This window comes from Nonomuraea aurantiaca (genome assembly GCF_020215705.1).
Lineage (GTDB): Bacteria > Actinomycetota > Actinomycetes > Streptosporangiales > Streptosporangiaceae > Nonomuraea > Nonomuraea aurantiaca.
Genome location: NZ_JAIWNB010000019.1, coordinates 36,212 through 60,815 on the forward strand (window position 1 = coordinate 36,212; position 24,604 = coordinate 60,815).

At 70.4% G+C, this 24,604-nt stretch carries 26 protein-coding genes; 16 read left to right on the forward strand and 10 right to left on the reverse strand.

Translation table 11 applies throughout. From position 1 onward, the window contains the following. Window positions 1–34: 34 nt before the first annotated feature. The gene (locus tag LDL49_RS35825) at window positions 35–1,336 is read right to left on the reverse strand and encodes a rhamnulokinase (protein WP_372470510.1); all 1,302 of its coding nucleotides are present in this window, start codon (window positions 1,334–1,336) and stop codon (window positions 35–37) included. Window positions 1,337–1,504: 168 nt separating this feature from the next. On the opposite strand from LDL49_RS35825, the gene LDL49_RS35830 reads away from it, so the two are divergent. From LDL49_RS35830 to LDL49_RS35870, 9 genes are all read left to right on the forward strand, one after another. Next, entirely contained in the window at window positions 1,505–3,001 is a 1,497-nt protein-coding gene (locus LDL49_RS35830) for a sugar ABC transporter ATP-binding protein (RefSeq protein WP_225297980.1), read from the forward strand. Then, entirely contained in the window at window positions 2,998–4,029 is a 1,032-nt protein-coding gene (locus LDL49_RS35835) for an ABC transporter permease (protein WP_225297981.1), read from the forward strand. The genes LDL49_RS35830 and LDL49_RS35835 overlap by 4 nt, the downstream gene beginning before the upstream one ends. After that, window positions 4,022–4,978 carry an ABC transporter permease gene (locus LDL49_RS35840; protein WP_225297983.1) on the forward strand — a complete coding sequence of 319 codons (957 nt, stop codon included), beginning with the start codon at window positions 4,022–4,024 and terminating at the stop codon, window positions 4,976–4,978. The genes LDL49_RS35835 and LDL49_RS35840 overlap by 8 nt, the downstream gene beginning before the upstream one ends. Continuing rightward, window positions 4,975–6,048 (forward strand): rhamnose ABC transporter substrate-binding protein, encoded by a 1,074-nt coding sequence (rhaS, locus tag LDL49_RS35845; protein WP_225297986.1) that lies wholly within the window; start codon window positions 4,975–4,977, stop codon window positions 6,046–6,048. The genes LDL49_RS35840 and rhaS overlap by 4 nt, the downstream gene beginning before the upstream one ends. Window positions 6,049–6,145: 97 nt before the next feature. Beyond that, window positions 6,146–6,457 carry an L-rhamnose mutarotase gene (locus tag LDL49_RS35850; protein ID WP_225297987.1) on the forward strand — a complete coding sequence of 104 codons (312 nt, stop codon included), beginning with the start codon at window positions 6,146–6,148 and terminating at the stop codon, window positions 6,455–6,457. 27 nt (window positions 6,458–6,484) lie between these two features. Next, complete coding sequence (gene rhaI, locus LDL49_RS35855) at window positions 6,485–7,630, forward strand: L-rhamnose isomerase (RefSeq protein WP_225297989.1); 1,146 nt, start codon at window positions 6,485–6,487, stop codon at window positions 7,628–7,630. Then, on the forward strand, window positions 7,630–9,672 hold the full coding sequence (locus LDL49_RS35860; RefSeq protein ID WP_225297991.1) for a bifunctional aldolase/short-chain dehydrogenase: 2,043 nt from the start codon (window positions 7,630–7,632) through the stop codon (window positions 9,670–9,672). Before rhaI ends, LDL49_RS35860 begins: the two co-directional genes overlap by 1 nt. 122 nt (window positions 9,673–9,794) lie before the next feature. Next, window positions 9,795–11,210 carry an L-fucose/L-arabinose isomerase family protein gene (locus LDL49_RS35865; RefSeq protein ID WP_225297993.1) on the forward strand — a complete coding sequence of 472 codons (1,416 nt, stop codon included), beginning with the start codon at window positions 9,795–9,797 and terminating at the stop codon, window positions 11,208–11,210. 85 nt (window positions 11,211–11,295) lie between these two features. Then, a complete protein-coding gene (locus LDL49_RS35870; protein WP_225297994.1) occupies window positions 11,296–12,312 on the forward strand; it encodes an SMP-30/gluconolactonase/LRE family protein in 1,017 nt (338 codons plus the stop codon). Between the two features lie 108 nt (window positions 12,313–12,420). On the opposite strand, the gene LDL49_RS35875 is transcribed toward LDL49_RS35870, so the two are convergent. The 4 genes from LDL49_RS35875 to LDL49_RS35890 form a co-directional block, all read right to left on the reverse strand. Beyond that, complete coding sequence (locus LDL49_RS35875) at window positions 12,421–13,140, reverse strand: SDR family NAD(P)-dependent oxidoreductase (RefSeq protein ID WP_225298294.1); 720 nt, start codon at window positions 13,138–13,140, stop codon at window positions 12,421–12,423. A gap of 5 nt (window positions 13,141–13,145) precedes the next feature. After that, complete coding sequence (locus LDL49_RS35880) at window positions 13,146–13,823, reverse strand: VC0807 family protein (protein WP_225297995.1); 678 nt, start codon at window positions 13,821–13,823, stop codon at window positions 13,146–13,148. Further along, window positions 13,820–14,446, reverse strand: coding sequence for a TetR/AcrR family transcriptional regulator (locus LDL49_RS35885; protein ID WP_225297996.1), 627 nt, complete (start codon window positions 14,444–14,446; stop codon window positions 13,820–13,822). The genes LDL49_RS35880 and LDL49_RS35885 overlap by 4 nt, the downstream gene beginning before the upstream one ends. Window positions 14,447–14,546: 100 nt before the next feature. Next, window positions 14,547–15,056, reverse strand: coding sequence for a TetR/AcrR family transcriptional regulator (locus LDL49_RS35890; RefSeq protein WP_225297997.1), 510 nt, complete (start codon window positions 15,054–15,056; stop codon window positions 14,547–14,549). A 77-nt stretch (window positions 15,057–15,133) separates the two neighbouring features. Here LDL49_RS35890 and LDL49_RS35895 point away from each other — a divergent pair, with 77 nt between their 5' ends. Continuing rightward, window positions 15,134–15,931 carry an NAD(P)H-binding protein gene (locus LDL49_RS35895; RefSeq protein WP_225297998.1) on the forward strand — a complete coding sequence of 266 codons (798 nt, stop codon included), beginning with the start codon at window positions 15,134–15,136 and terminating at the stop codon, window positions 15,929–15,931. Between the two features lie 77 nt (window positions 15,932–16,008). On the opposite strand, the gene LDL49_RS35900 is transcribed toward LDL49_RS35895, so the two are convergent. Beyond that, the gene (locus LDL49_RS35900; protein WP_225297999.1) at window positions 16,009–16,584 is read right to left on the reverse strand and encodes a DoxX family protein; all 576 of its coding nucleotides are present in this window, start codon (window positions 16,582–16,584) and stop codon (window positions 16,009–16,011) included. Window positions 16,585–16,822: 238 nt separating this feature from the next. Here LDL49_RS35900 and LDL49_RS35905 point away from each other — a divergent pair, with 238 nt between their 5' ends. Beyond that, window positions 16,823–17,443 carry a TetR/AcrR family transcriptional regulator gene (locus tag LDL49_RS35905; protein WP_225298000.1) on the forward strand — a complete coding sequence of 207 codons (621 nt, stop codon included), beginning with the start codon at window positions 16,823–16,825 and terminating at the stop codon, window positions 17,441–17,443. 14 nt (window positions 17,444–17,457) lie between these two features. Then, complete coding sequence (locus LDL49_RS35910) at window positions 17,458–18,279, forward strand: NAD(P)H-binding protein (protein ID WP_225298001.1); 822 nt, start codon at window positions 17,458–17,460, stop codon at window positions 18,277–18,279. Between the two features lie 113 nt (window positions 18,280–18,392). Here the strand turns inward: LDL49_RS35910 and LDL49_RS35915 are convergent, their stop codons facing one another. After that, window positions 18,393–19,118: an alpha/beta fold hydrolase gene (locus LDL49_RS35915; protein WP_225298003.1), complete on the reverse strand. Its 726-nt coding sequence runs from the start codon at window positions 19,116–19,118 to the stop codon at window positions 18,393–18,395. A gap of 160 nt (window positions 19,119–19,278) precedes the next feature. Between LDL49_RS35915 and LDL49_RS35920 the strand changes: the two genes are divergently transcribed. Continuing rightward, the gene (locus LDL49_RS35920) at window positions 19,279–20,100 is read left to right on the forward strand and encodes a helix-turn-helix domain-containing protein (protein WP_225298006.1); all 822 of its coding nucleotides are present in this window, start codon (window positions 19,279–19,281) and stop codon (window positions 20,098–20,100) included. Window positions 20,101–20,252: 152 nt separating this feature from the next. Here the strand turns inward: LDL49_RS35920 and LDL49_RS35925 are convergent, their stop codons facing one another. Further along, window positions 20,253–21,707: a carboxylesterase/lipase family protein gene (locus LDL49_RS35925; protein ID WP_225298008.1), complete on the reverse strand. Its 1,455-nt coding sequence runs from the start codon at window positions 21,705–21,707 to the stop codon at window positions 20,253–20,255. 111 nt (window positions 21,708–21,818) lie between these two features. Between LDL49_RS35925 and LDL49_RS35930 the strand changes: the two genes are divergently transcribed. From LDL49_RS35930 to LDL49_RS35940, 3 genes are read left to right on the forward strand one after another with little or no spacing between them, the layout of a single operon-like run. After that, window positions 21,819–22,253 (forward strand): SRPBCC domain-containing protein, encoded by a 435-nt coding sequence (locus LDL49_RS35930; RefSeq protein ID WP_225298010.1) that lies wholly within the window; start codon window positions 21,819–21,821, stop codon window positions 22,251–22,253. Then, window positions 22,240–22,572, forward strand: coding sequence for an ArsR/SmtB family transcription factor (locus LDL49_RS35935; RefSeq protein ID WP_225298011.1), 333 nt, complete (start codon window positions 22,240–22,242; stop codon window positions 22,570–22,572). Before LDL49_RS35930 ends, LDL49_RS35935 begins: the two co-directional genes overlap by 14 nt. 45 nt (window positions 22,573–22,617) lie before the next feature. Beyond that, window positions 22,618–23,385 (forward strand): DUF899 domain-containing protein, encoded by a 768-nt coding sequence (locus LDL49_RS35940; protein ID WP_225298014.1) that lies wholly within the window; start codon window positions 22,618–22,620, stop codon window positions 23,383–23,385. Window positions 23,386–23,404: 19 nt separating this feature from the next. Here LDL49_RS35940 and LDL49_RS35945 read toward each other — a convergent pair whose 3' ends face one another. Continuing rightward, the gene (locus LDL49_RS35945; RefSeq protein ID WP_225298016.1) at window positions 23,405–24,250 is read right to left on the reverse strand and encodes a hypothetical protein; all 846 of its coding nucleotides are present in this window, start codon (window positions 24,248–24,250) and stop codon (window positions 23,405–23,407) included. Continuing rightward, window positions 24,247–24,570, reverse strand: a complete 324-nt coding sequence (locus LDL49_RS35950) for a PadR family transcriptional regulator (protein ID WP_225298018.1) — start codon at window positions 24,568–24,570, stop codon at window positions 24,247–24,249. The genes LDL49_RS35945 and LDL49_RS35950 overlap by 4 nt, the downstream gene beginning before the upstream one ends. Window positions 24,571–24,604 lie beyond the last annotated feature (34 nt).

Consider the following 24,604-nt stretch of genomic DNA (forward strand, 5'->3'; position numbering starts at 1 on the left):
CGTCCGTCTCATGAGATGACCTCGGCAAGCTCGGTCATGGGTGCCCCCGTGGCTCGTAGGTGCGCAGGCTCTCGCTTCGTCGTACCAGAGCCCGCATGCCGGCCAGGTCGCCGACCAGGCCGCGCGCCCGCGCCTGGACCAGCGCGTTCCCCAGGGCGGCCGCCTCGACGGGGCCCGCGACGACCGGCAGGCCGGTGGCGTCGGCGGTGAGCTGGCACAGCAACGCGTTGCGCGATCCGCCGCCCACCAGGTGGACGACCTCGACCGGCCGTCCGCTCAGCCGGACGGCGTCGGCGACGGCCCGCTGGTAGGCGAGGGCGAGGCTCTGCAGGATGCATCGTACGGCCTGCGCCCGATCCTCCGGCGCCGCCTGCCCCGTACGCGCGCAGTAGTCCGCGATCCGGGCGGGCATGTCGCCCGGCGGCAGGAACGACGGATCGTCCGGATCGATGACCGCCTCGGTCCTGGCCTCGGCGGCGGCGGCGAGCAGCGGCTCCAGCGCGGGGTCGCCCCACACCCGCAGGCACTCTTGCAGGATCCACAGGCCCATGACGTTGCGCAGGTAGCGGGTGGTGCCGTCGATGCCGGCCTCGTTGGTGAAGTTGGCCAGACGGCTCTCCTCCGTGAGCACCGGGGCGGGCAGCTCCACGCCGACCAGGGACCAGGTGCCGCAGGAGATGTAGGCGAAGCGGTCACCGGTGGCGGGCACGCCGACCACGGCCGAGGCGGTGTCGTGCGAGCCCACCCGGGCCAGGGAGGTGGTGTAGCCGATCTCGGCGGCCACGTCGGGCCGCAGCTCCGCGACGCCGCCATCCGAAATTTCGGGAAAAATCCGGCTTGGGAGGCCGAGGCGGTCGATCAGGTCCCAGGCCCAGTCCCGCTTGGTGACGTCGTACAGGCCGGTCGTCGAGGCGTTGGTGCGCTCGGCGCCGCGTTCGCCGGTCAGCCAGTAGCCCAGGAGGTCGGGGATGAGCAGCATCGTCTCGGCCCGGTCCAGCCGGTCGCAGGCGAGTTGGTTGATCGTGTTGAACCGGAGGAACTGCAGCCCGGTCACCTCGTACGGATCGATCCGCTCGGTCACCTTCTCGGTACGCCCGTCGCGGTAGTGCACCGGGTTGCCGATCAGCGCTCCGTCACGGTCGAGCAGGCCGTAGTCGATGGCCCACGCGTCGATGCCGACCGACTCGGCGGGCCCGGCCCTGCGCAGCCCGTCGAGCACCCCCTGGTAGAGGGAGAGGATGTCCCAGTGCAGCGTCCCGGCCACGCGTACGGGCCGGTTGACGAAACGGTGTTCCTCTACGAGCCGCACGCTGTCGGCCGACACGTCGGCACTCATGACCCGCCCGCTGGAGGCGCCAAGGTCCACTGCAGTGAATCGCACCCCCCGATTAAAACGTAACAATCACAAAGACGCCAGAAGACAGGTGAAGGCATTGACGCCTGCTGGTCCAGCGCTTAGATTCCGGGTTCGTCGCGATTAAAACGTTTGTTGTCCGGAGGATGCATGAGCGGTGCCCCCACCCTCGCGCTCGCGAACGTCAGCAAGTCGTTCGGGGCCGTACGAGCGCTGCGCGACGTCTCACTCGAACTGTTCGCCGGCGAGGCGCACGCGCTCGCGGGGGAGAACGGCGCGGGCAAGTCCACCCTGGTCAAGACGCTCGCGGGCGTCCACCGGCCCGACACCGGCCAGGTCCTGCTGAACGGCGAGCCGGTCGTCTTCACCGGACCGGCCGACGCCCAGCAGGCCGGCGTGGCGGTCATCTACCAGGAGCCCACGCTCTTCCCCGACCTGTCCGTGGCCGAGAACATCTTCATGGGCCGCCAGCCCCGCCGCACCCTGGGCCGCATCGACCGCAAGGAGATGCACGGCCAGGCGCGGCGGCTGTTCGAGCGGCTCGGCGTCGCACTCGACCCCGAGCAGCCCTCGCGCGGCCTGTCCATCGCCGACCAGCAGCTCGTCGAGATCGCCAAGGCCCTCTCCCGCGAGGCCCGCGTCCTGGTCATGGACGAGCCGACGGCCGCGCTGTCGGGCAACGAGGTGGCGCGGCTGTTCTCGGTGGTCGAGGCGCTGCGCGAGCACGGCTGCGCGATCCTGTTCATCTCGCACCGGCTGGATGAGATCTTCTCGCTCTGCCAGCGGGTCACGACGCTGCGCGACGGCGCGTGGATCGCCAGCGAGCCGGTCGCCGGTCTCACCCACGACGACCTGGTCCGGCGCATGGTGGGCCGCGAGCTCGGCACGCTCTACCCCAAGGAGGCGGCCGAGCTCGGCGAGGTCGCCCTCCAGGTGGACCGGCTGACCCGCGAAGGCGTCTTCACCGACGTCTCCTTCCAGGTCCGGCGGGGCGAGATCGTCGCGCTCGCCGGTCTGGTGGGCGCCGGGCGCAGCGAGGTGGCCAGGGCGGTGTTCGGGGTGGACCGCTGGGACGCGGGCTCCGTCTCGGTGGCCGGCCGGCCGCTGCCCGCCGGGAGTCCCACGGCGGCGATGGGCGCGGGCCTGGCCCTGGTGCCGGAGGACCGCCGCCAGCAGGGGCTGGTCATGGAGCTGTCGATCGAGCGCAACATCGGCCTGACCGGGCTGGGCTCGCTGCGCAGGGGAGTGACGATCTCCCGTACGGCCGAGCGCGACCGGGCCAAGGACTGGGCGGTGCGGCTGCAACTGAAGTTCGCCCGGCTCAGCGACGGGGTGGGCGTGCTGTCCGGCGGCAACCAGCAGAAGGTCGTGCTGGCCAAGTGGCTGGCCACGAAGCCGTCCGTACTGATCGTGGACGAGCCGACCCGCGGCATCGACGTCGGCACCAAGGCGGAGGTGCACCGGCTGCTGTCGGAGCTGGCCGGGCAGGGCATCGCGGTGCTCATGATCTCCTCCGACCTGCCGGAGGTGCTGGGCATGGCCGACCGCGTGCTGGTCATGCACGAGGGGCGGCTGACCGCCGAGCTCTCCCGCGCCGACGCGACAGAAGAGAGCGTGATGAACGCCGCCACCGGGAGGGCCGCATGACGACGGCCACCGCGCCACCCGAGCAGACGACGCCCGCGCGCAGCGCCCGCGGCCTCGTCGACCTGGTGTTCCGCGCCCGCGAGCTGAGCCTGGTCATCGCGCTGGCCGCACTCGTCGGCGTCACGGCCAGCGTCAACGGCAACTTCCTGTCCGGGCAGGGCATCGAGGACATCCTGCTCAACACCGCCACCCTCGCGCTGCTGGCCGTCGGCCAGTCCATGGTGGTGATCACCCGCAACCTCGACCTGTCCGTCGGCTCGGTGGTGGGGCTGGTCGCCTTCGTGACCGGCGACCAGCTGGCCAGCGGCTGGGGCATCCTGCCCGCCGTCCTGCTCGGGGTGGCGATCGGCGCGGCCTGCGGGCTGATCAACGGCCTGCTGGTCAGCTTCTGCCGGGTCCCCGCCCTGGTGGTGACGCTCGGCACCCTCTACGTGATCCAGGGGATCGACCACTACATCGCCCACGGGCGGCAGATCAACGCGGTCAACCTGCCGCCGGGACTGCTGTCGCTGGGCAACGGCTCGGTGCTCGGGGTGCCGTACCTGCCGCTCATCACGCTGGTGATCATGGTGGCGATCGGCTACTACCTGCGGTCCTACCCGAGTGGCCGGGAGTTCTACGCGATCGGCTCCAGCCCGGAGGCCGCCCGGCTCGCCGGCGTGCCCGTCAGACGGCGGATCCTGCTCGCCTACCTGGTCAGCGGCTGCCTCGCGGGGCTGGCGGGGGTGCTCTGGCTGGCCAGGTTCGGCACGGTCATCGCCGACTCCGCGCACGGCTGGGAGCTGCTCGTGGTCAGCGCGGTCGTGGTGGGCGGCGTCGCGATCACCGGCGGCGTCGGCAGCGTGTACGGCGCGGCGCTCGGCGCGCTCCTGCTCACCACGATCGGCAGCGCGCTGGTCGTGCTCCGGGTCAACCCGTTCTGGCAGCAGGCCATCACCGGCGCGCTGCTCCTGCTGGCGATCAGCGTGGACCGGGTGCTCGCTCTCAGACTGGCCCGCCTGCTCAGGAACAGGAGCCGTCATGGCTAAGGTCTTGCGCTGGGACGTGCTGGTCGGCGCCCTGCTGATCGCGGTGTTCGCGGCCGGCTCGCTCACCTCGCCCGGCTTCGCGACCGTCGACAACCTGTCGTTCGCGCTCGGGGACCTGGGCGAGATCGCGCTCATCGCGCTGGCCATGACCATGCTGGTGGTGGCCGCCGAGGTGGACCTGTCGGTCGCCTCCGTGCTCGGGCTCTCCAGCGCGCTGGTCGGCTCGCTCTGGGACGGCGGCATGGCCATCGAGGCGATCATCCCGATCGCCGTACTGACCGGCGCCGTGTGCGGCCTGGTCAACGGCCTGCTGGTGACCCGGCTCGGGCTGCCCTCGCTGGCCGTCACGATCGGCACGCTCGCCCTCTACCGCGGCCTCGCCTACGTCGTGCTCGGTGACCGGGCGGTCGCCCAGTTCCCGCCGGACTACACCGCGCTCGCCGTGAACGACGTGCCCGGGACGCCCATCCCCTACCCGATAGCGGTGTTCGTCCTGCTGGCCGCCGCCGTGGGCGTGGTCCTGCACGCCACCGGCTTCGGCCGGGCGCTGTACGCGATCGGCGCGCAGGAGCAGGCCGCGTTCTTCGCCGGGATCCGGGTCAAGCGCATCAAGCTGCTGCTCTTCGTGATCTCCGGCACCGTCGCCGCCTTCGCCGGCGTCGTCTTCACGCTCAGGTACGGCTCCGCCCGCGCCGACAACGGCGTGGGCATCGAACTCGCCGTCATCGCCGCCGTGCTCCTGGGCGGCGTCGACTTCGACGGCGGCAAGGGCACGCTCGGCGGCGTCATCGCCGGTGTGCTGCTCATCGGGCTGCTGCGCAACCTGCTCATGCTCGGCGACGTCTCGACCGAGATCCAGTCGATCGTCACTGGACTGCTCCTCATCGTCTCGGTGCTCACCCCCCGTCTCGTCTCGCTCGTCAGGCCAGCTCTGAAAGGATCCCCATGACCCCGATGCGCCTGACCGCTGTGACCGCGCTGCTTGCTCTCGGCGTGGCGGCCTGCAGCGGTACGACCAAGTCGACCGTGACCTCGGCGCCCGCGCCGGCGCCCGCCTCCTCCTCTTCCGCCGCCAAGGCCGACCCGAACGCCCCGATCAAGCAGGGACTGAAGCTGGCCTTCCTGCCCAAGGCGATCAACAACCCCTACGAGACGATCGTCGACAACGCGGGCATCGAGGCGGCCAAGGAGTATCAGGGCGAGGCCAAGGAGGTCGGCCCGTCCGACGCGTCGGCCTCCTCGCAGATCTCCTACATCAACACGCTCACCCAGCAGGGCCACGACGCGATCCTCATCGCCGCCAACGACGCCAACGCCGTCTGCGGGCCGCTCCAGCAGGCCCGCGCCAAGGGCATCAAGATCGTCGCGTACGACTCGGACGCCGCCCCGGAGTGCCGTGACCTGTTCATCAACCAGGCCAGCTCGGAGGAGGTCGGCCGCAGCCAGGTCAAGCTGCTCGCCGGGATGATCGGCAACAAGGGCGACATCGCCATCCTGTCGGCCACCGCGAACGCCACGAACCAGAACACCTGGATCAAGTTCATGAAGGACGAGCTCGGCAAGCCCGAGTACAAGGACATGAAGCTGGTCAAGGTGGCCTACGGCGACGACGACGACCAGAAGTCGTTCACCCAGACGCAGGGCCTGCTGCAGGCGTACCCGAACCTGAAGGGGATCATCTCCCCGACCACGGTCGGCATCTCGGCGGCGGCCCGGTACATCTCCGGCTCCAAGTACAAGGGCAAGGTCGTGCTCACGGGGCTCGGGACGCCGAACCAGATGCGGCAGTTCGTCAAGGACAAGACCGTGGAGAAGTTCGCGCTGTGGAACCCGAAGGACCTCGGCTACCTGGCCTCCTACGCCGCCGCGGCGCTGGTGTCGGGGCAGATCACCGGGGCCGAGGGGGAGACGTTCAAGGCGGGCAAGCTGGGCGAGCGCACGATCGGCAAGCAGGGCGAGGTCATCCTGGGCCCGCCGTTCACGTTCGACGCGGCGAACATCGACCAGTTCGACTACTGACGGTTTTTGATTCCCAGCCGGCCCGGCGCCGTTGTGGGCGCCGGGCCCCCCGGCGCCGCGAGGGTCCGTGCGGGGTGGACATGAGAGGAGGTTGGTTATGGAGCGGGTGTGTTTTGTGTTGAAAGTGCGGCCCGAGCGGCTCGACGAATACGCGGAGCGGCACCAGGCCGTCTGGCCGGAGATGCTCGAAGCGCTGACGAAGGCCGGGTGGCGTAACTACTCGTTGTTCCTGAGCGACGACGGACTGCTGGTGGGCTACCTGGAGACCGACGACTTCAAGGCGGCTCAGCAGGCGATGGCCGAGACCGGTGTCAACGCGCGCTGGCAGGCGGAGATGGCTCCCTTCTTCGAGGCCGGACGGCCCGACGAGGGGCTGCTCACGCTGGCCGAAGTTTTCCACCTGGCTTGAAATCTTGCTCGAAATCTGGGGAAAAAGATGATCAAGGATCAGCTGCGGCAGCAGCGTATAGAGACGCCGTCCTGGGCGTACGGCAACTCCGGCACGAGGTTCAAGGTGTTCGCCCAGCAGGGCGTGCCGCGCGACCCGTACGAGAAGCTGGCCGACGCGGCGCAGGTGCACCGCTACACGGGCATCGCGCCCACCGTGGCGCTGCACATCCCGTGGGACAAGGTCGACGACTACGCTGACCTCGCGCGGCACGCGACCGAGCAGGGGGTGACCATCGGGGCCATCAACTCCAACGTCTTCCAGGACGACGACTACAAGCTCGGCAGCGTCACCCATCCCGATCCCGAGGTGCGGCGCAAGGCGCTGCGGCACCTGCTCGACTGCGTCGACATCATGGACGCCACCGGCTCCGACACGCTCAAGCTGTGGTTCTCCGACGGCACCAACTACCCGGGCCAGGACGACATCAGGGCCCGGCAGGACCGGCTCGCCGAGGCACTCGCCGCGGTCTACGAGCGGCTCGGGGATGAGCAGCGGTTCCTGCTGGAGTACAAGCTGTTCGAGCCCGCCTTCTACATGACCGACCTGCCCGACTGGGGCACCGCCTACGCGCACTGCCTCAAGCTGGGTGACAAGGCGCAGGTCGTGGTCGACACCGGGCACCACGCGCCCGGCACCAACATCGAGTTCATCGTGGCGTTCCTGCTGCGTGAGGGCAAGCTCGGCGGCTTCGACTTCAACTCGCGCTTCTACGCCGACGACGACCTGATGGTGGGCGCGGCAGACCCGTTCCAGCTGTTCCGCATCATGTTCGAGGTCATCGGCGGCGGTGGTTACACCTCCGAGACCGCCTTCATGCTCGACCAGTGCCACAACATCGAGCCCAAGATCCCCGGCCAGATCCGCTCGGTGATGAACGTCCAGGAGGCCACCGCCAAGGCGCTGCTCGTCGACCGCGACGCGCTGGCCGCCGCCCAGCGGGAAGGTGATGTGCTGGGCGCCAACGCCGTGCTCATGGACGCGTACAACACCGATGTCCGCCCGCTGCTCGGTGAGCTGCGGGAGGAGATGGGGCTCGCGCCCGACCCGATGGCCGCCTACGCCAAGTCCGGATACTTCGAGAAGATCGCCGCCGACCGTGTCGGCGGCAACCAGGCAGGCTGGGGGGCCTGATGTCTGACGCCATGAACGAACTGCTCGAAAGAGCGCACACGCTCGGCTCCGATCCGCGCAACACCAACTTCGCCGGCGGCAACGCCTCCGCCAAGGGCACCGCGAACGACCCGGTGACGGGCCAGGACGTGGAGCTGCTCTGGGTGAAGGGCTCCGGCGGCGACCTGGGCACGCTCACCGCCGGCGGCCTGGCCGTCCTGCGCCTGGACCGGTTCAGGGCGCTGACCGGCGTCTACCCGGGCGAGGAGCGCGAGGACGAGATGGTGGCGGCGTTCGACTTCTGCCTGCACGGCAAGGGCGGCGCCGCACCGTCGATCGACACCGCCATGCACGCCCTGGTCGACTCCGCTCATGTCGACCACCTTCACCCCGACTCCGGCATCGCGATCGCCACCGCCGCCGATGGCCCAGAGCTGACCGCGCGGGTCTTCGGCGACCGGGTCGTCTGGGTGCCGTGGCGGCGGCCCGGCTTCCAGCTCGGCCTCGACATCTCCGCGATCAAGGCCGCCAACCCGCAGGCCATCGGCTGCATCCTGGGCGGCCACGGCATCACCGCCTGGGGCGAGACGAGCGCCGAGTGCCAGGCGAACTCCCTGGAGATCATCCGTACCGCCGAGCAGTACATCGCCGACCACGGCCGCCCGGACCCGTTCGGCGCCGTCGTCCACGAACCCCTGCCGGAGGAGGCCAGGCACCGGCGCGCGGCCGAGCTGTTCCCCGCGATCCGCGGCCTGGCGAGCACCGACGCCCGCCAGGTCGGTCACTACACCGACTCGCCCGAGGTGCTCGACTTCCTGGCCCGCGCCGAGCACCCGCGGCTCGCCGCGCTCGGCACCTCCTGCCCCGACCACTTCCTGCGCACCAAGGTCGCCCCCCTCGTCGTGGACCTGCCGCCGGACGCGCCGATCGCGGACGTCCTGACCCGGCTCGGCGAGCTGCACACCCAGTACCGGGAGGACTACGCCGCCTACTACCAGCGGCACGCGGCCCCTGACTCGCCCCCGATGCGCGGCGCCGACCCGGCGATCGTGCTGGTGCCCGGGGTCGGCATGTTCAGCTTCGGCAAGGACAAGCAGACCGCCCGGGTCGCCGGGGAGTTCTACGTCAACGCGATCAACGTGATGCGCGGCGCCGAGGCGCTGTCCAGCTACCGGCCGATCGAGGAGTCGGAGAAGTTCCGCATCGAGTACTGGGAGCTGGAGGAGGCCAAGCTGCGCCGCCTGCCCGCGCCCAAGCCGCTGGCCGGGCGCGTCGCGTTCGTGACCGGCGGCGGCTCCGGCATCGGCGCCGCCACCGCCAGGCGGCTGGCGGCCGAGGGCGCGTGCGTGGTGGTCGCCGACCGCGACCTGGGCGCCGCGGACAAGGTGGCCGCGGAACTCGGCGGTGCCGCCTACCGGCCGCAGGACGTCGCGATCGCCGTGGGCGTGGACGTGACGTCCGAGGAGCAGATCGGCGAGGCGGTACGCCAGGCGGTCCTCGCCTTCGGCGGCGTCGACCTGGTGGTCAACAACGCGGGCCTGTCCCTGTCGCGCTCGCTGCTGGAGACCACCCTCGACGACTGGAACCTGCAGCACGACGTGATGGCCCGCGGCTCGTTCCTGGTCTCCAGGGAAGCCGCGCGGGTCCTGCTGAGCCAGGGCATGGGCGGCGACATCGTCTACATCTCCTCCAAGAACGCCGTCTTCGCCGGGCCGAACAACGTCGCCTACGGCGCGGCCAAGGCCGACCAGGCCCACCAGGTACGCCTCCTCGCGGCCGAGCTGGGCCCGCACGGCATCCGGGTCAACGGCGTCAACCCCGACGGCGTCGTACGCGGCTCGGGGATCTTCGCCTCCGGCTGGGGCGCCAACCGGGCGGCCGTCTACGGGGTCGAGGAGGAGCGCCTGGGCGAGTTCTACGCGCAGCGCACGCTGCTCAAGCAGGAGGTGCTGCCGGAGCACGTGGCCGCGGCGGTGTTCGCGCTCACGGGCGGGGAACTGTCGCTGACGACCGGGCTGCACATCCCGGTCGACGCGGGAGTGGCCGCCGCCTTCCTGCGCTGACGCTCGTACGCCGGGGAACGCGCCCCCTCCGCTCTGGGGGCGCGTTCTCGCCGAAGCCCCGACCTGTCACGGCGGCATACCCCGCCCACGACCGAAAGACCGGAAGAGGAGACCAAGAAGACATGACGCTCGAACGGATCCCCGCGCGGCCCACCAAGGTCGGGCTCGTGGCGGGCGGGCTCGGCGCGTACTGGCCGCAGTTCCCCGACCTGCTGCCGCAACTGGAGCGCTCGTCCGCGCGCGTCTCCGAACGCATGGGCACGCTCGGCTGCGAAGTGGTCGACGTCGGCTTCATCTCCGACGCCCAGCAGGGCGCGGCCGCGGCGGAACGGCTGCGGGAGGCGGGCTGCGACCTGATCGTCGGCTTCCTCACCACCTACATGACCGCCACCATGCTGCTGCCGATCGCGCAGCGCAGCGGCGCGCCGGTGCTGCTGATCAACCTGCAGCCGTCGGAGTCGATGGACCACGAGACGTTCGACACCGGGCAGTGGCTGGCCTACTGCGGCGCGTGCCCGCTGCCGGAGATGGCCAACACCTTCACCAGGGCCGGGATCCCGTTCCGTTCGGTGTCCGGCTACCTGGAGGACGAGCGGGCCTGGGCGCGGATCGAGCGGTGGGTGAAGGCGGCGGGCGTACGGGCCACGCTGCGCGACGGGCGGCACGGGCTGATGGGCCACCTCTACCCGGGCATGCTCGACGTCGCCACCGACCTGACGCTGGTGCCGGTCAATCTGGGCGGGCACGTGGAGGTGCTGGAGTTCGACGACCTGCGGGTACGCGTCGAGAAGGTCACCGACACCCAGGTCAAGGAGCGGATGGAGCTCGCGCGGGAGGTGTTCGAGCTGGCCGACACGGTCGTGCCCGAGGACTTCGAGTGGGCGGCCCGCGTGTCGGCCGGGCTGGACCAGCTGGTGGCCGACTTCGAGCTGGACAGCCTCGCCTACTATCACCGCGGGCTCGACGGCGAGATCCACGAACGGCTCGGCGCGGGCATGATCCTCGGCTCGTCACTGCTCACCGCGCGGGGCGTCCCGGCGGCGGGGGAGTACGAGCTGCGGACCTCGCTGGCCATGCTGATCATGGATCGGCTGGGCGGCGGCGGCTCGTTCACCGAGCTGCAGGCGCTCGACTTCCTGCGCGGTCACGTCGAGATGGGCCACGACGGGCCGGCCCACCTGGCGATCAGCTCGCGCAAGCCGCTGCTGCGCGGACTGGGCGTCTTCCACGGCAAGCGCGGGTGGGGGGTGTCGGTCGAGTTCGACGTGGCGCACGGGCCGGTGACGGCGTTCGGGCTGCTCCAGCGGCGTGACGGCCGGTTCGGCTTCGCCGTGTCGGAGGGCGAGACCGTGGACGGCCCGCACCTCAAGATCGGCAACACCACGTCCCGCGTCGACTTCGGCCGCGATCCGGGGGAGTGGACGGACGACTGGAGCGCCACCGGCATCTCCCACCACTGGTCCCTCGGCACCGGCCACCGCGCCGCCGAGCTGCGCGCTCTGGCCGACCTCATGGGCGTAGAAGTAGTCGAAGTCTGACATTTCGCATTATTTCCTCAGAAATAGCTGTGAACCGGCTCTTTGGGCCTTTGCCGGGCTGGGGGGCAGGGGCATCGTGGGCCGCATGAGATCAGCGATCCTCACGACCGCGCTCTGCGCCCTGCTCGCCACCTTGCCCGGCGCGCCCGCGTCGGCGGCCACGTTGCCTGACACGTTCGCGCAGGCGGCGACGCTGCCCGGTACGTCGGCGCGGACGGCCACGCTGTCCGGCACGATGACGCTGCCTGACGCTATGACGCTGCCTGGCACGATCGCGCTCCCCAACGGCTTCCGGCCGGAGGGGATCGCTATCGGCAGCCGGCCCGTGGCCTACGTGGGCTCCCTGGCCAACGGCGACATCTACCGCGCCGACCTGCGCACCGGCCAGGGCGCCGTCGTCAGCAAGGGCCCCGGCACCCCTTCGGTGGGGCTCAAGCTCGACTCGCGCGACCGCCTGTTCGTCTCCGGCGGCACCGCCGGGAACGCCCGGGTGATCGACGTCCGTACCGGGGCGGTGCTCAAGTCGTACCCGCTGGCCACCGGGGCGTCGTTCGTCAACGACGTCGTGCTCACGCGGGAGGCGGCCTGGTTCACCGACTCCACCAACCCCGTCCTGTACAAGGTGCCGCTCGGTCGCCGCGGCGCGCTGCCCGACCAGGCCGTGCCGGTGCCGCTCACGGGCGCCATCCAGTACACGACCGGCAACAACGCCAACGGCATCGCCCAGACCCCCGACCGCAAGAGCCTGCTCATCGTCCAGTCCAACGTCGGCAAGCTGTTCAAGACCGACCCCGCCACCGGCGTCACCACGGAGGTGAACCTGGGCGGCGAGTCCCTGGTCAACGGCGACGGCCTGCTGCTGGACGGCCGGACACTGTACGTGGTGCAGAACCGGCTCAACACGGTCACCGTCATCCGCCTGACCGCCGACGGCTCCTCTGGGCAGGTCGTGAACCGGCTGACGGACCCGCGCTTCGACGTCCCCAGCACCGTGGCGTCGTTCGGCCACCGGCTCTACCTGCCCAACGCCCGCTTCACCACGACTCCCGCCCCCGACACCGCGTACTCGGTGAACGCGATCACGGCACCACGCGACCACTGATCCGACCGGGCCGCAGCCTGCGCGATAACGCGGCCCAGCTCCGCGCCTCCACCGCCGAACTCGGTCACGTCCACGCGCAGGTACGGCATCGCCTCACCGGCGATGACCTCAGTGACATCCGTCCGGCGCGCCGGTCGTCACGTCGGGGAATCGCGCCGGGTAGGCGGGTCGCCCGTTCAGGACGACCCAGGCCTGTCCGGTCCGTCCGTCGGCCAGGATGGCCTCCACCGCATCGGCCGCCTCGTCAGGGCTGGCGAAGGTGTGTCCCGCCTCGGTGAGCAGCTCGCGGAACGGGGCGAGCAGCGGGGTGTCGACCAGGCCCGGGCAGAGCGCGTTGACCTTGACGCCGTCGCCGGCCAGGAGGGTGGCCGTGGACCGGACGAGGCCGATCAGGGCGTGCTTGCTCGCGGCATAGAACGGATCGGGAGCCTCCTTGAGGCCGGCCAGGCTGGAGGTGACGATGATCGAGCCGCCGCCGCGCAGGTGCGGTAGGCAGGCGTGGATTCCGTAGACGATGCCGTCCAGGTTGGTGGCGATGGTTGCGCGGTAGGCGGCGGGGGTGAAGTTGTGCCAGCCGCACTGGCCAGGGATGCCGGCGTTGAGCACGGCCACGTCGAGCGTGCCGTAGGCCGAGATCGCCTCGGCCACCGCCGCCTCGTTGTCCTCCGGGCGGCAGACATCGGCCGGCACGAACCGGGCGCCGATCTCGGCGGCGACCTCCTCGCCACGTGAGCGTTCCTTGTCGGCGATGATCACTTTGCTCCCCTTGCGGGCCATGCGCCGTGCTATGGCAGCACCGATGCCGCCCGCGCCGCCGGTGATCAGCATCACGGTCAACGCGACTCCCCGGGCAGGCCAGGCGCTTCGACTGGTATGCGAACCAGCTCGACACCCCTGAGCCGCAGACCGTGACGGCGCAGGTAGGCGCGGCCGTACAGGCGCTGGAAGGCGAGCAGGGCGGCGAGGGTGATGATGAGCAGGACGTCGTCCAGCAGCGGCACCACGTCGATGGGCAGCGTGGCGGCCATGACGACGCGCAGGGCCGCGTCGGCCAGCAGCGCGGCCCCCCACACCGCCGTGGTGACCCGGAGCACTTGGCGGAACGGCGGATGGTCGCTCCAGTTCGCCGCCCACTGCTGCTGTTTGTCGCGATCGGAGATCACGCGCATGGCCTCGTACAGGAACGGGCGCCGGCCGCAGAGCGTGATCAACGCCCACAGGCCCAGCGCGCAGGTGCCCCACGCGTTGCGGATCAGCAGCACGCGCGGGCTGCCGGCGACGAACGACATGGCGACGGTGAGCATCATCGCGCCGAGCACGAACACGGTGATCCCGCTGACGCGCCGCTCGACCACCAGGTCGTGGACGGCTCGGGCCGCCGATAACGCGCCGGCGGCCAGCAGGGCGATCCACTGGCTCACCCCGGCCGCCCTGAGCCCGTAGAAGATCGCGAGCGGTCCGGCGAGCTCCAGGGCCACGACGCTCAACAGGCCGCGGTGCACCCCGCTCACCGCTCCACCGCAGCCCGCCGCGTGGCCTGGACGAATGTGGCGACAGCGGTCTCGCGGTAGGCGTCGAAGTCGAACGGGTGCTCGCCGCGCATCCGGGGGGCCGCCGCGTCGATGACCGCGCGGATCATGACGGCCATCGATCGGGCGTCGAAGTCGCCGAACTCGCCGTCGCGCTGTCCCTCCTCCAGCAGCATGACGAGTCCTTGGACGCCCGGCTCCTGGTAACCGGTGGTGGAGTACGGCTCACCGGCCTGGTCCCGCAGATGGGGGCCGATCTCGGTCACAGCGGCCAGGTCGATCGGATGTTCTCGGAGGAACTCCAGGTTGGCCTCCAGGTAGGCCCGCAGCCGTCCTGAGGCGGTGGTCTGCGCCTTGATCCGCTCCAGGATGAAGGCGGCTCCCGCGTGGTAGACGTCTTCGACGATCTGCCGGATGAGATCCTGCTTGCCCGCGAAGTGGTACGAGATCAGACGGGGGCTGCTGAGGCCGGCGCGTTCAGTGATGGTCGCGAAGGTGGCCTTGTCGTAGCCGAGCTCGGCGATGGTTTCGACGGCCGCCCGGACGATCTGCGTCCGGCGTGCGGCGTTGGTGACGCTGTCTCTCGACTGCTTTTTTATCTGCATAGATAAAAAATGGTACAGCTAGATAAATAGGTTGTCGAGCGTGCTGCCGCCGGTCCCGGGCCGCCATCGTCCGGGACCGATCACCTGCCGCGCGGCAGGGCTAACGCCGGTCGAGGCCGTCGAGCATGAGGGGGAGGAAGCGCTTCGGGATGACGTCCGGGTGGCAGGCGAACACGTTGAGCAGCTCCATGAGGTCGTCGGTGCCGACGTCTGGCCGCATCGCGCCGTCCGCCTGCGCCAGCCGTACCAGCTCGTCCAGTCGACGCACCAGCGCCTGCCTCGCCTGCGGCGCGGAGGTCCCGGCCAGCGCGGCCGCGATGGCGCCGCGGCCCTTGTCCACGCTGTAGACGACGAAGGCGCGAATGGCCGACCACGCGTCAGGCTCGGCCGCCACGGCGTGGTCGAGGGCGTCCATGAGCTCGTGAACATACTGCTCCGCCAGCGCGGCGAGCAGCGTGTCGCGGTCGGGGAAGCGGCGGTAGAGCGTGCCGACGCCGACTCCGGCCCGGCGGGCGATCAGCTCCATCGGCGCGTCCGCGCCGCGCTCGGCCACGGCGTCGCGTGCCGCTTCCAGGATCCTGTCCCGATTGCGGCGGGCATCGGCGCGCATTGATCTCCCCTTGAAGTGGACGACAAGCTTCCGCTTATCATATAACCGGAAGCCGACATTCCGCTTAGGAGGTTGCGATGATCGTGGTGACGGGTGCGACGGGCACGATCGGGCGCGCGCTGGTCGAGGAACTCGGCGGTGCGGTGCGAGCCGTGGTGCGGCGCGCGGAACAGGGGGAGGGGCTGGGATGCGACTACGTGGTCGGCGACCTGGAGCGGCCGGAGAGCATCCCGCTCGATCCGGGTGACAGGCTCTTTCTCAACAGCGCGCTGTGGCCGGGTTTCGTGGCAGCGCACAAGGCGGTCATCGATCACGCGGCGGCCGCGGGCGTGGCGCAGGTGGTGACCGTGTCCGTGCGTGGCGTGACGTCGGGCAGCCTGCTCGGGTTCGGCATGCACGGGGAGGTCGACGAGCATCTGAAGGCGTCGGGGGTGCCGTGGTCGATCCTGGCGCCGGTCGGCTTCATGCAGAATCTCGCGGGCGACGTGGATGAGGAGGGGCGGATCTTCGGCGCGTACGGCAGAGGCAGGGTCGGCTACATCGACGCGCGGGACATCGCGGCGGTGGCGGCCGTGTTGCTCACGCGTCCCGTCGGCGCCGACGCCACGTACGAGCTCACCGGGCCGGTGGCGCCCACACACGACGAGATCGCCGCCGAGCTCACCCGAGCACTCGGCCGGACCGTACGTTACGTGGACCAGTCGGTCGAGGAAGCCGCCGTTCACCTGGAGAAGCGCGGCATGCCCGCCCAAGCGGCCCGTGACCTGGCCGAACTCATGGCCCAGACAGGGGATGGACGCTGGGCGGGCACGACCACGACCGTGGCCGACATCCTGGGTCGCGAACCGCGTTCGCTGCGGGAGTTCCTTGGGTGAAGGTGGGCTCCACGGTGACCCTCGCACGGCCCGGCCGGGCGAGGTGGCCGGGGCGGCCGGCGTGCGGAACGGAGTGATCAGAATGCGGCGTGGGTCATCGTGTACCACGTCGGCGCGAATCCCAGCAGGGCCAGTGCGCCGAGGACCGCGAGCGACTTGAGTACGCCTGAGGTGGTGATGGTCGCGGGCGCGACGGGCCTCAGCTTCCACCGGCCGACCGCGATGTACGCCGAGACGCCTCCCAGCAGGATATTCGCGGGCACCAGCGCGTATTCGCCGCGCATGATGTGAAAGCCGGCCGCGAGGATCATCGTCAGCGTCAGGCCGGCTGCGGCGAGCGGCGTCAGCTTCGGTTTGACGCCGGTCATCGCCGGCAGGATCAGGCCGACGCCGCCAAGTACCTCACAGACCCCGATGAAGACGATCAGCGGCTGCGGCACCGCGGCGTACCAAGCCACGGCCCGGGGCGCTGCCGCATACAGGGCTCCGTCGTACAACAGCACTTTGCCGAAACCGCTGCCGGCGAAGAAGAAGCCGAACAACCCTTGAAGTGCCCACAGTGCGCCGTTGAGCGTGAACCTCGCTCCGCGCCTCTGGGGCTGCCGCTCGATGTTCTCAGCGCCGAGCAGATTCTCGTTGACGTGCTGGCTCATGACCTTTCACTGCCTTTCTCATCGGGTTGACCGGGTGTGGTGATCGGTACGTGGTGACGGGACTCATCTGACCACCGCGGCCAGGTCGCACGCGGCGTCCGTGGGACAGGATGGGACACTTGACACGCGGTCTAGCTGCGAAAACAAGAATTTGTGCCGTGGCCGTGGGCTGGGACGGCTCCCGTGGTGCCGACGGGCCGGTTATTCATTCAATTGATTGGTTGATACAGTGTTCCGCATGGCTTCATCGAAGGAGGCGCGGCCGGACGAGCGCGGGCAGGCGGCGGAGGGGACGCGGGAGCGCATTCTCGCCGCCGCAGTCGCCGAGTTCGGGGCCAAGGGATACTCCGGGGCCCGGACGGCGGGCATCGCCGCGCGGGCCGGCGTCAACCAGCAGCTCATCTCCTACTACTTCGGCGGCAAGCAAGGGCTGCTCGACGAGCTCCGGCGCCGGTGGCGGGACTCCCAGGCGACGATCGTCCCGGCCGGGGCCTCGTTCGCCGAGTCCCTCGGCGCGCACCTCGACGCCACGCTCGACCAGCCCGACTGGGCCAGGCTCGTGGTCTGGCAGGCGCTGGGCGACTGCCCGTTCGCCGACGCCGAGGAAGGCAGGCGGCAGGCGGAGCGGCAGCGGGAGGCGATGGCGGCGGCGGTGGCCAAGACCGGTCGGCACCAGGAGGACGGCGAGATCCGCGCCGGGCTCGACCCCGCCTTCGCCCTGCTGGCCGCCTACGCGATCATCTTCGCGCCCATCACGATGCCGCAGTTCGTCCGGGACATCCTCGGCGGCGATCCGCTGTCACCCGAGACCCGGACGGTCCTGCGCACCCAGCTCGTCAAACTGCTCACCGAGGAATAAGGGAGTCCCTGCATATGGTCACGGTTGTCTTCGGCGCCCGGGGTAACGTCGGCCGCCATGTCGCCGCAGGTCTGACCGCTTCGAGGGTGCCGGTCCGGCTGACGAGCAGAACGCCGGACGCCTCCCACGTGGCGGCGGATCTGGATGTGCCGGAAACGTTGCCCGCCGCGCTGGAGGGCGCGCAGCAGGTGTTTCTCTACGCCAAACCCGCGGGCATCGAGGCGTTCGTGGCGGCCGCGCGTTCGGCCGGGGTGCGGCAGGTGGTGCTGCTCTCGTCCGCGTCGGTCGTCCAGCCTGGCGCCGACCGCAATCCGATCGCGCGCGACCATCGGGTCGTGGAGTCGGCCCTGGAGGAGTCCGGGCTGTCCTGGACCTTCATCCGGCCCGGGATGTTCGCGACCAACACCCGCTGGTGGTGGACGAGGGCCATCAAGGCAGGGGAGGCCGTGCGGTTGCCGTACCCGGACGCTCTGACGGCTCCCGTCAGCGAGCTGGACATGGCCGCGATGGCGGTGATGGCGCTGACCGAGCCGGGGCACGGGCGGCAGGCGTACACGTTGTACGGACCGCAGGCGCTCACCCTGCGCGAGCAGGTCGGGCACATCGGGGCGGCCATCGGCAAGGAGATTCCGATCGAGGTGGTGACGCCCGAGCAGGCGCGGGCCGACCTGGGCAGGACCATGCCCGCGATGGGGGTGCAGGCGATCATGGGCGCGTGGGAGGCGGGCGCCAAGGCCGCCCCCGAGATCTCCGTCATCGTCGAAAGGCTCACCGGGCGGCCCGCCCAGACCTTCGCGGAATGGGCGCGAGACCACGCCGACGACTTCCGTCCTTGACCAAGCACGCGGACCTCACAGGCAGGTCTTCCCTGCCATCGCTCATCCGTTCGGTGGCCCGCCACCGAGCCGCGGGGGCGCCGGAAGCGGCCCGCGCGGCTCGGGTGGGCGGGTCAGCCGAGCTTGAGCAGCAGATCGGTGAGCTCGGCCGGCATGGTGATCATGCAGTCGTGGCCCGTCTCCAGTTCCCATACCTGTGCCGGGCTGCCGTTGGGCTGTACCGCTGGGACGGGCCGCCGTTCGATGCCCTCCGGTACGTCGGCGACGCAGTGGATGTGCGTCCGCGCAATCGTGCGCACGGCTGGGTTGTCCAGGTGGACCGGTTGCCGGAAGCAGAGCACCGGCTGATCCGACAACATCGTCCGCAGCCACGCCACGTCCGCCGGGTCGGTGACCCCGAACAGGCCCAGGGGCGGCGGCAACTCGGGCATCGGCGGGATCCGCCAGCCGGCCTCGGACTCCGCGGCGCGGTCGATGAGGGCCCGGGTCATGGGATGCACATCCATCGCGCTCTCGCCGTCCTCCGGGACCATCGCGTCGAGATAGACCAGATGGGCGATCCGATCCGGGATCCGGTTGGCGGCGGACGAGATGACCAGCCCGGCGTAGCTGTGGCCCACCAGGATCACGTTGGTGAGGTCCTCCTCGGTGATCAGCCTGACGATGTCGTCGACGTGCGTGTCCAGCCCTACCTCGGGGCCGCGCAGATGTACCTTGTCGCCGAGGCCGGTCAGCGACGGCGCGAGCACCCGATGCCCGGCCGATGCCAGCAACGGGACCACCCGCTCCCAGCATTGACCGCTGTGCCAGGCCCCGTGTACCAGCAAATATGTTGACATGGTGTAGCTCCTTGCTCGCGGAAGGGACAACCGGCCGATGTCACCGGTGTTCGTACCGGAAGCGAGGTTTCCGCCCACCCGCCGACGGGGCCAGAGCCCCCGCGATCCTGGGGGTGACAGGACCAGGCACGTACGAGGGCGCGCGAACTACCGTGGGGACATGAGCGATGAATTCCACCTTCTGGGCGATTACGTACGCGCCCGCCGGGAGCTCGTCACTCCTGAACAGGCCGGCATCCCCTCTGTGGGCGTCCGGCGCGTGCCGGGCCTGCGCCGGGAGGAGGTCGCGATGCTCGCCGGCATCAGTGCCGACTACTACCTGCGCCTGGAGCAGGGCCGCGACCGCAACCCCTCGGCGCAGGTCCTCGAGTCCCTCGCCCGCGCGCTGCTGCTCGACGACGACGCGACGGCCTACCTGCTATGCCTCGGAGCGGGAAAACCCCGGCGGCGACGGCGGCGGCCCCGGAAGGAGACCGTCCCCGCGGGCGTCGCCAAGCTCGTCGTCACGCTTCCGCTCCCCGCGTACGTGGAGGGCCGCTACTTCGACGTCCTCGCCGCCAACGCGCTGGCGACCGCTCTGTCGCCGCGACTCGTGGCGGGGCGCAACCGCCTGCGGGACGCGTTCCTCGACCCCGCCGAGCAGGCCCTCTACCCGGACTGGGAGGACGCCGCGCAGGGCATGGTCGCCGGCTTCCGCGAGTCCGTCGGCACCGACACGGACGACCCCCGATTCATCGAACTCGTCGGCGAGCTCTCCCTCGCCAGCCCTCGCTTCAGCAGGCTCTGGGCCCGCCACGACGTGAACACGTGCGAAGGCACCCCCAAGCGCATCGACCACCCCCAGGTCGGTGGCTTGTGGCTGAACCGGGAGAGACTGGGTGTCAGCGGCGCGACAGGCCAGACACTCGTCGTCCTCCACCCGGACCCCGGCACCGACAGCGCCGACAAGCTGGCGCTCCTCGCGTCCGTCATGCGGACATGACCCCCGCCCACGCCAAGCCGCTCGGCCGGGTGACACGGAGATCCGGTGGTGGCCGTGAATCCGGGCCGATCGCCGAACCGCACACCCCATCCTCCGCCCCCGGTGACATCGATAGCGGGGCCCGCGCTGCCGGGCCTTCGGTCGAGGCCGTCTCAGGTGAGGCCGTCGAGGTGCCACCAGGTGCCTGAGGGCCAGGTGCGGTCGTTCCAGGCGCGGCGTTCGATCGGGCGTGGATCGGGCTCGACCCGGCTCCGGCCGGTGTCGAAGATCATGGTCTGGCGATGTTCGGTGTCGTACGGTGCCCAGCCGGGTGTGTCGCCGCGGGCGAAGCGTCCCCAGGTGTCGTGCAGTTCCGCCGACAGCGCCTGGTCGGCGGGGTCGGTGAGGGGGATCGACTGCCAGATCATCGGCCCGTCCGCGCCGTGTCCGCCCCGCAGCAGCCTGCCCAGGGGAGTCGTGCCGGGCACTCCGGGAAAGGGGCCGTCGTAGCGGGATCGCCACACCGGGGCGTGTCGCGCCTGCGCCTCGGCCAGCCGGGTCGTGGGTATGCCGTACCGTTCGTCGCTCAGGACGGCCAGGCCGAGCGCGGTGTCGTCGAGGCCCGGCCGGCTCTCGTGGTAGGCGGCCAGCATCTTGTCCGCCTCGGCTGCGCCGAACAGCTCGGCCAGCACCCTCGGCGCCTGCGCGGCCGTGCTGGCGTCCAGCATGTGGAAGGTGCCACCCTCGTTGCCGCAGGTCTGCGCGAGCAGTGGGATACCGGCGGCGGCGCCCGCGGCGATGGCGTCGATGGGCCGCCCGGCCAGTACGGTCCCGTCGATGGCCGGCCGCCAGATCCAGAGTGCCTTCGCCCCCGTGGCGATGGCGTCCTGCGCCGCGAGCATCTCGGCGGCGGGTACCTCGCGCACCCGGTCGGCGCCGACGCCGAGTTCCCGCAGGAACCGTACGGTCACGGCCTTGGCCTGCGCCGGGGTGGCGACGTGGTCACCGCCGCCGCTGCTGGAGGCGGCCCGGTGGATCAGTCCGCGGGTGAGCGGGGTGGCCAGCAGGTTGGCCACGCTTTTGGCACCGGCGGACAGCCCGTACACGGTCACCCGTTCCGGGTCGCCGCCGAACGCGGCGATGTTCTCCCGTACCCAGCGCAGCGCCTGAACCTGGTCGAGCAGCCCCGACACGCCTGAGGAGTCGCCGATGTCGAGGAAGCCCAGGCTGCCCAGCCGGTAGTTGAAGCTGACCACGACGAGATCATGAGTGCGTGCGAAGAGCGCCCCATCGCCGTACATGTCGATGCCGCTGCCGGTGAAATAGCCACCTCCGTGCACCCACACGAGCACCGGTCTCAACCGGCCGTCCGGGGGAGGTGCCGCCACGTTCGCGCACAGGCAGTCCTCGTCCATGGCCGGCGCCGGCAGGCCGGGCAGGACGGATTGCATGGCCGCGTTTCCCGGCGCGGTGGCATCCCGCACCCCCTGCCAGGGCACCGGCGGCCGCGGTGGCCGCAACCGGAGCTGGCCCACGGGGGGAGCGGTATAGGGGATGCCCTGCCAGACGAGCACAGCGCCGAGATCGACGCCACGGACCGTACCTGCACGAGTCGTAACAAGGGTCACGCCGACCTTCATAGCAGGCGACGAAGGACCGCCGGCGGGCAGCCTTGACGCAACCAAATGGTTGCTATAGGTTTATGGCAACCGAATGGTTGCAACAAATAGAGGTCTGTCATGGGTTTTCCCGATCGGATCGAGCGCAGCGTCAGCGTCGCCCACCCGCCCGCGAAGGTGTGGGAGGCGATCACGACGGCTGAGGGGCTGGGCACGTGGTTCGGCCACAAGGCAACCGTCGACCTGCGTGTCGGCGGCCTCGCCCAGCTGACCTTCGAGGGCGGACACAACGCCTACCTGCGCATCGAGCGCCTCGAACCGCCGCACGTGTTCGGCTACACCTGGGGCATCAACGGCCTGCCGGCCGACGATCCGCGCCGTACCTATGTCGAGTTCACCCTTGAGCCGGAGGCCGAAGGGACCCGGCTCACCGTGGTCGAGTCCGGCTTCGCGCAGCTGCCCGACGACCTTTACTCCGGCGCGTACGGCGGCAACGTCAAGGGATGGCAGAGCGAGCTGGGCGAGCTCGTCGAATACCTCGATGCCCGCGCGTGAGCCGGAGGCCGTCGCGGAAGAGGTCTTCGCCGCGCTGGCCGATCCCAGCCGGCGGAGCATCCTGGCCGCGCTCGCGTCCCACGGGCCGGCCACGGCGACGGACCTGGCGGCCGGCCTGCCGATCACCCGGCAGGCGATCGCCAAACACCTCGGCTTGCTCGCCGAGGCCGGGCTGGTCATCGCCGAGCCGGGCGAGCGGCGTCGCGTCCGCTACCGGCTCCAGTCGGGTCCCATCCAGGTCGCGCAGCAGTTTCTCGCCGCGCTGGCCCGTGACTGGGACTCCAGCCTCGACGCGCTCAGACGGCATCTGGGTACGTGAGGGCGGTAGGTGCCCGTGACGTGATACGGCAAGAAGGAGAAGACAATGACCGACCACAAGACCGGAACGCGTGAAGAGTGGCTCGCGGCCCGCCTGGAGCTGCTCGAGGCCGAGAAGGCCCTGACGCGGCAGAGCGACCAAGTGGCGCGGCAGCGACAGGAGCTGCCCTGGGTCCGGATCGACAAGGAGTACCACTTCGAGACCGATCAGGGCACGGCGTCCCTCGTCGATCTCTTCGAGGGACGCTCGCAGCTGCTCATTTATCACTTCATGTTCGGGCCTGACTACCAGGCGGGGTGTCCGTCCTGCTCGGCGATCGCGGACGGCTTCAACGGCTCCGTCGTCCACCTCGCGAACCACGACGTCACGCTCTGCGCGGTGTCGCAGGCCCCGCTCGCGAAACTGCGGGCGTACAAGCAGCGGATGGGCTGGAGCTTCCCCTGGGCCTCCTCGTACGAAAGTGACTTCAACTACGACTTCCGGGTGACGCACACCAAGGAGGAGTGGCAGTCGGGAGCCGTCGAGTACAACTTCCGCTCGATGGAGGTTCGGCCGTCGGAGTCAGGCGAGGAGAATCCCTTCCACGCCCAGTTCGCGTCGAGCGTTGGCACGAACTGGCCGACGTACCGGCAACAAGGGCCCGGTATGAGCGCGTTCGTGCTCGAGGATGGCGTCGTCTATCACACCTACTCGACGTACGAGCGGGGGGTGGACGGTCTCTGGGGCATGTACCAGTGGCTCGACCGCGCGCCACTCGGCCGCAACGAGAGCGGCTTCTGGTGGCGCCGCCACGACGAGTACGACCGTCAGTGACGCCACCGAGGTCGGCCCTTCAGGTTCTGGCCGCGCGCCGCCATCCCGTCGCGGTCGTGATCAGCAGAAGACCCGCGAGAACCGACCAGTAAGCCATGTACCGCACGCTCGAAGGCGGGTTGGTGAGCGCGGACGCCAGGCCCGGCAGGACGTAGATCGCCGCCGCCAACGCCCAGCGTGGGCTACGCGCGACGGTGGTGGCCCACAGTCCGGCCAGGAGCAGGACGCCTTCCGTCGCCGCCCTGAGCAGCTGCCAGGTTTCGCCGTACTCGACGAAATTGGGCGCGTAGGTGAGGACGATGGCGGCCGCCGGGATCGCCAGCCACCACCACGGCCGCGTGCGCAGGTCCCGTGATCGGCGCGCCGCAAGGATCAGGGCCCCGGCTGCCAGCAGGCCGTAGGGCGTCAGCGAGACCCAGTTGTGGTACGCCGGGCCGAAGAACGGCGCCCATCCCGTCGCCTCGGCCCCGAACACCATGGCCCGGCCGGTCGAGAGCGCGACGGCCAAGGCCACAGGCAGTGCCGCCAGCGCCCAGCCGCGCAGCAGCGCGACCACCAGCACCGCCGAAAGGGCCAGCCACCACGGGGAGGCGTGGTCGGCGATGTTGTACGCCAGATTCGCCAGGGCCAGCGCCAGGAGGCCGAGATGCACGCCGTCGGCCCACCAGGGTGCCAGTCCCGCCTTGCGGGCCCTGGCGGCGAAGCCCGCCGTGACGAGGGCGGCCGTCTCTCGCGGCGAGGGGACGCGGCGCGGTGAGTCGTTCATCAACGTGCCGAGGATCTCGGCGCCGTATTCGGCACGGTGACCGGACGGGAAGGCGCGCAGGAACAGCCGGTACCAGCTTTCGGTGAACGTCTCGCTCATGCCCGTGCCATCCCCGTCGCCGGCGCGATCCGTCCTGTGACGACGCGGGCGGCCTGCTCCATCCGCGCCGCCTCCCGCGTGACGGCCATGCGTCCGTCCTCGGTCAGCCGGTAGTAGCGGCGGGGGCGGCCCTGGACGGTCTCCTCGCGGTCCACGGCGATCAGCCCGTCGCCCGCCAACCGGTCGAGCGCGCCGTAGAGGGTGCCGACGGCGAGCCGCACCCGCCCACCGGACTGCTCCTCGGCCAGCTTGATGATCCCGTAGCCGTGCGAAGGCCCGTCCAGCAGGGCGGCGAGCACGAAGTACGTGGGCTCGCTCATCACTAATGATCGTTTAACCATACGGACGACGATA

Excerpts from the sequence above, each read along its gene's own strand:
- LDL49_RS35825 (WP_372470510.1), bottom strand. The coding sequence starts at position 1,336 with ATGAGTGCCGACGTGTCGGCCGACAGCGTGCGGCTCGTAGAGGAACAC.
- LDL49_RS35830 (WP_225297980.1), top strand. The coding sequence starts at position 1,505 with ATGAGCGGTGCCCCCACCCTCGCGCTCGCGAACGTCAGCAAGTCGTTC.
- LDL49_RS35835 (WP_225297981.1), top strand. The coding sequence starts at position 2,998 with ATGACGACGGCCACCGCGCCACCCGAGCAGACGACGCCCGCGCGCAGC.
- LDL49_RS35840 (WP_225297983.1), top strand. The coding sequence starts at position 4,022 with ATGGCTAAGGTCTTGCGCTGGGACGTGCTGGTCGGCGCCCTGCTGATC.
- rhaS (WP_225297986.1), top strand. The coding sequence starts at position 4,975 with ATGACCCCGATGCGCCTGACCGCTGTGACCGCGCTGCTTGCTCTCGGC.
- LDL49_RS35850 (WP_225297987.1), top strand. The coding sequence starts at position 6,146 with ATGGAGCGGGTGTGTTTTGTGTTGAAAGTGCGGCCCGAGCGGCTCGAC.
- rhaI (WP_225297989.1), top strand. The coding sequence starts at position 6,485 with ATGATCAAGGATCAGCTGCGGCAGCAGCGTATAGAGACGCCGTCCTGG.
- LDL49_RS35860 (WP_225297991.1), top strand. The coding sequence starts at position 7,630 with ATGTCTGACGCCATGAACGAACTGCTCGAAAGAGCGCACACGCTCGGC.
- LDL49_RS35865 (WP_225297993.1), top strand. The coding sequence starts at position 9,795 with ATGACGCTCGAACGGATCCCCGCGCGGCCCACCAAGGTCGGGCTCGTG.
- LDL49_RS35870 (WP_225297994.1), top strand. The coding sequence starts at position 11,296 with ATGAGATCAGCGATCCTCACGACCGCGCTCTGCGCCCTGCTCGCCACC.
- LDL49_RS35875 (WP_225298294.1), bottom strand. The coding sequence starts at position 13,140 with ATGCTGATCACCGGCGGCGCGGGCGGCATCGGTGCTGCCATAGCACGG.
- LDL49_RS35885 (WP_225297996.1), bottom strand. The coding sequence starts at position 14,446 with ATGCAGATAAAAAAGCAGTCGAGAGACAGCGTCACCAACGCCGCACGC.
- LDL49_RS35890 (WP_225297997.1), bottom strand. The coding sequence starts at position 15,056 with ATGCGCGCCGATGCCCGCCGCAATCGGGACAGGATCCTGGAAGCGGCA.
- LDL49_RS35895 (WP_225297998.1), top strand. The coding sequence starts at position 15,134 with ATGATCGTGGTGACGGGTGCGACGGGCACGATCGGGCGCGCGCTGGTC.
- LDL49_RS35900 (WP_225297999.1), bottom strand. The coding sequence starts at position 16,584 with ATGAGCCAGCACGTCAACGAGAATCTGCTCGGCGCTGAGAACATCGAG.
- LDL49_RS35905 (WP_225298000.1), top strand. The coding sequence starts at position 16,823 with ATGGCTTCATCGAAGGAGGCGCGGCCGGACGAGCGCGGGCAGGCGGCG.
- LDL49_RS35910 (WP_225298001.1), top strand. The coding sequence starts at position 17,458 with ATGGTCACGGTTGTCTTCGGCGCCCGGGGTAACGTCGGCCGCCATGTC.
- LDL49_RS35915 (WP_225298003.1), bottom strand. The coding sequence starts at position 19,118 with ATGTCAACATATTTGCTGGTACACGGGGCCTGGCACAGCGGTCAATGC.
- LDL49_RS35920 (WP_225298006.1), top strand. The coding sequence starts at position 19,279 with ATGAGCGATGAATTCCACCTTCTGGGCGATTACGTACGCGCCCGCCGG.
- LDL49_RS35930 (WP_225298010.1), top strand. The coding sequence starts at position 21,819 with ATGGGTTTTCCCGATCGGATCGAGCGCAGCGTCAGCGTCGCCCACCCG.
- LDL49_RS35935 (WP_225298011.1), top strand. The coding sequence starts at position 22,240 with ATGCCCGCGCGTGAGCCGGAGGCCGTCGCGGAAGAGGTCTTCGCCGCG.
- LDL49_RS35940 (WP_225298014.1), top strand. The coding sequence starts at position 22,618 with ATGACCGACCACAAGACCGGAACGCGTGAAGAGTGGCTCGCGGCCCGC.
- LDL49_RS35945 (WP_225298016.1), bottom strand. The coding sequence starts at position 24,250 with ATGAGCGAGACGTTCACCGAAAGCTGGTACCGGCTGTTCCTGCGCGCC.
- LDL49_RS35950 (WP_225298018.1), bottom strand. The coding sequence starts at position 24,570 with ATGAGCGAGCCCACGTACTTCGTGCTCGCCGCCCTGCTGGACGGGCCT.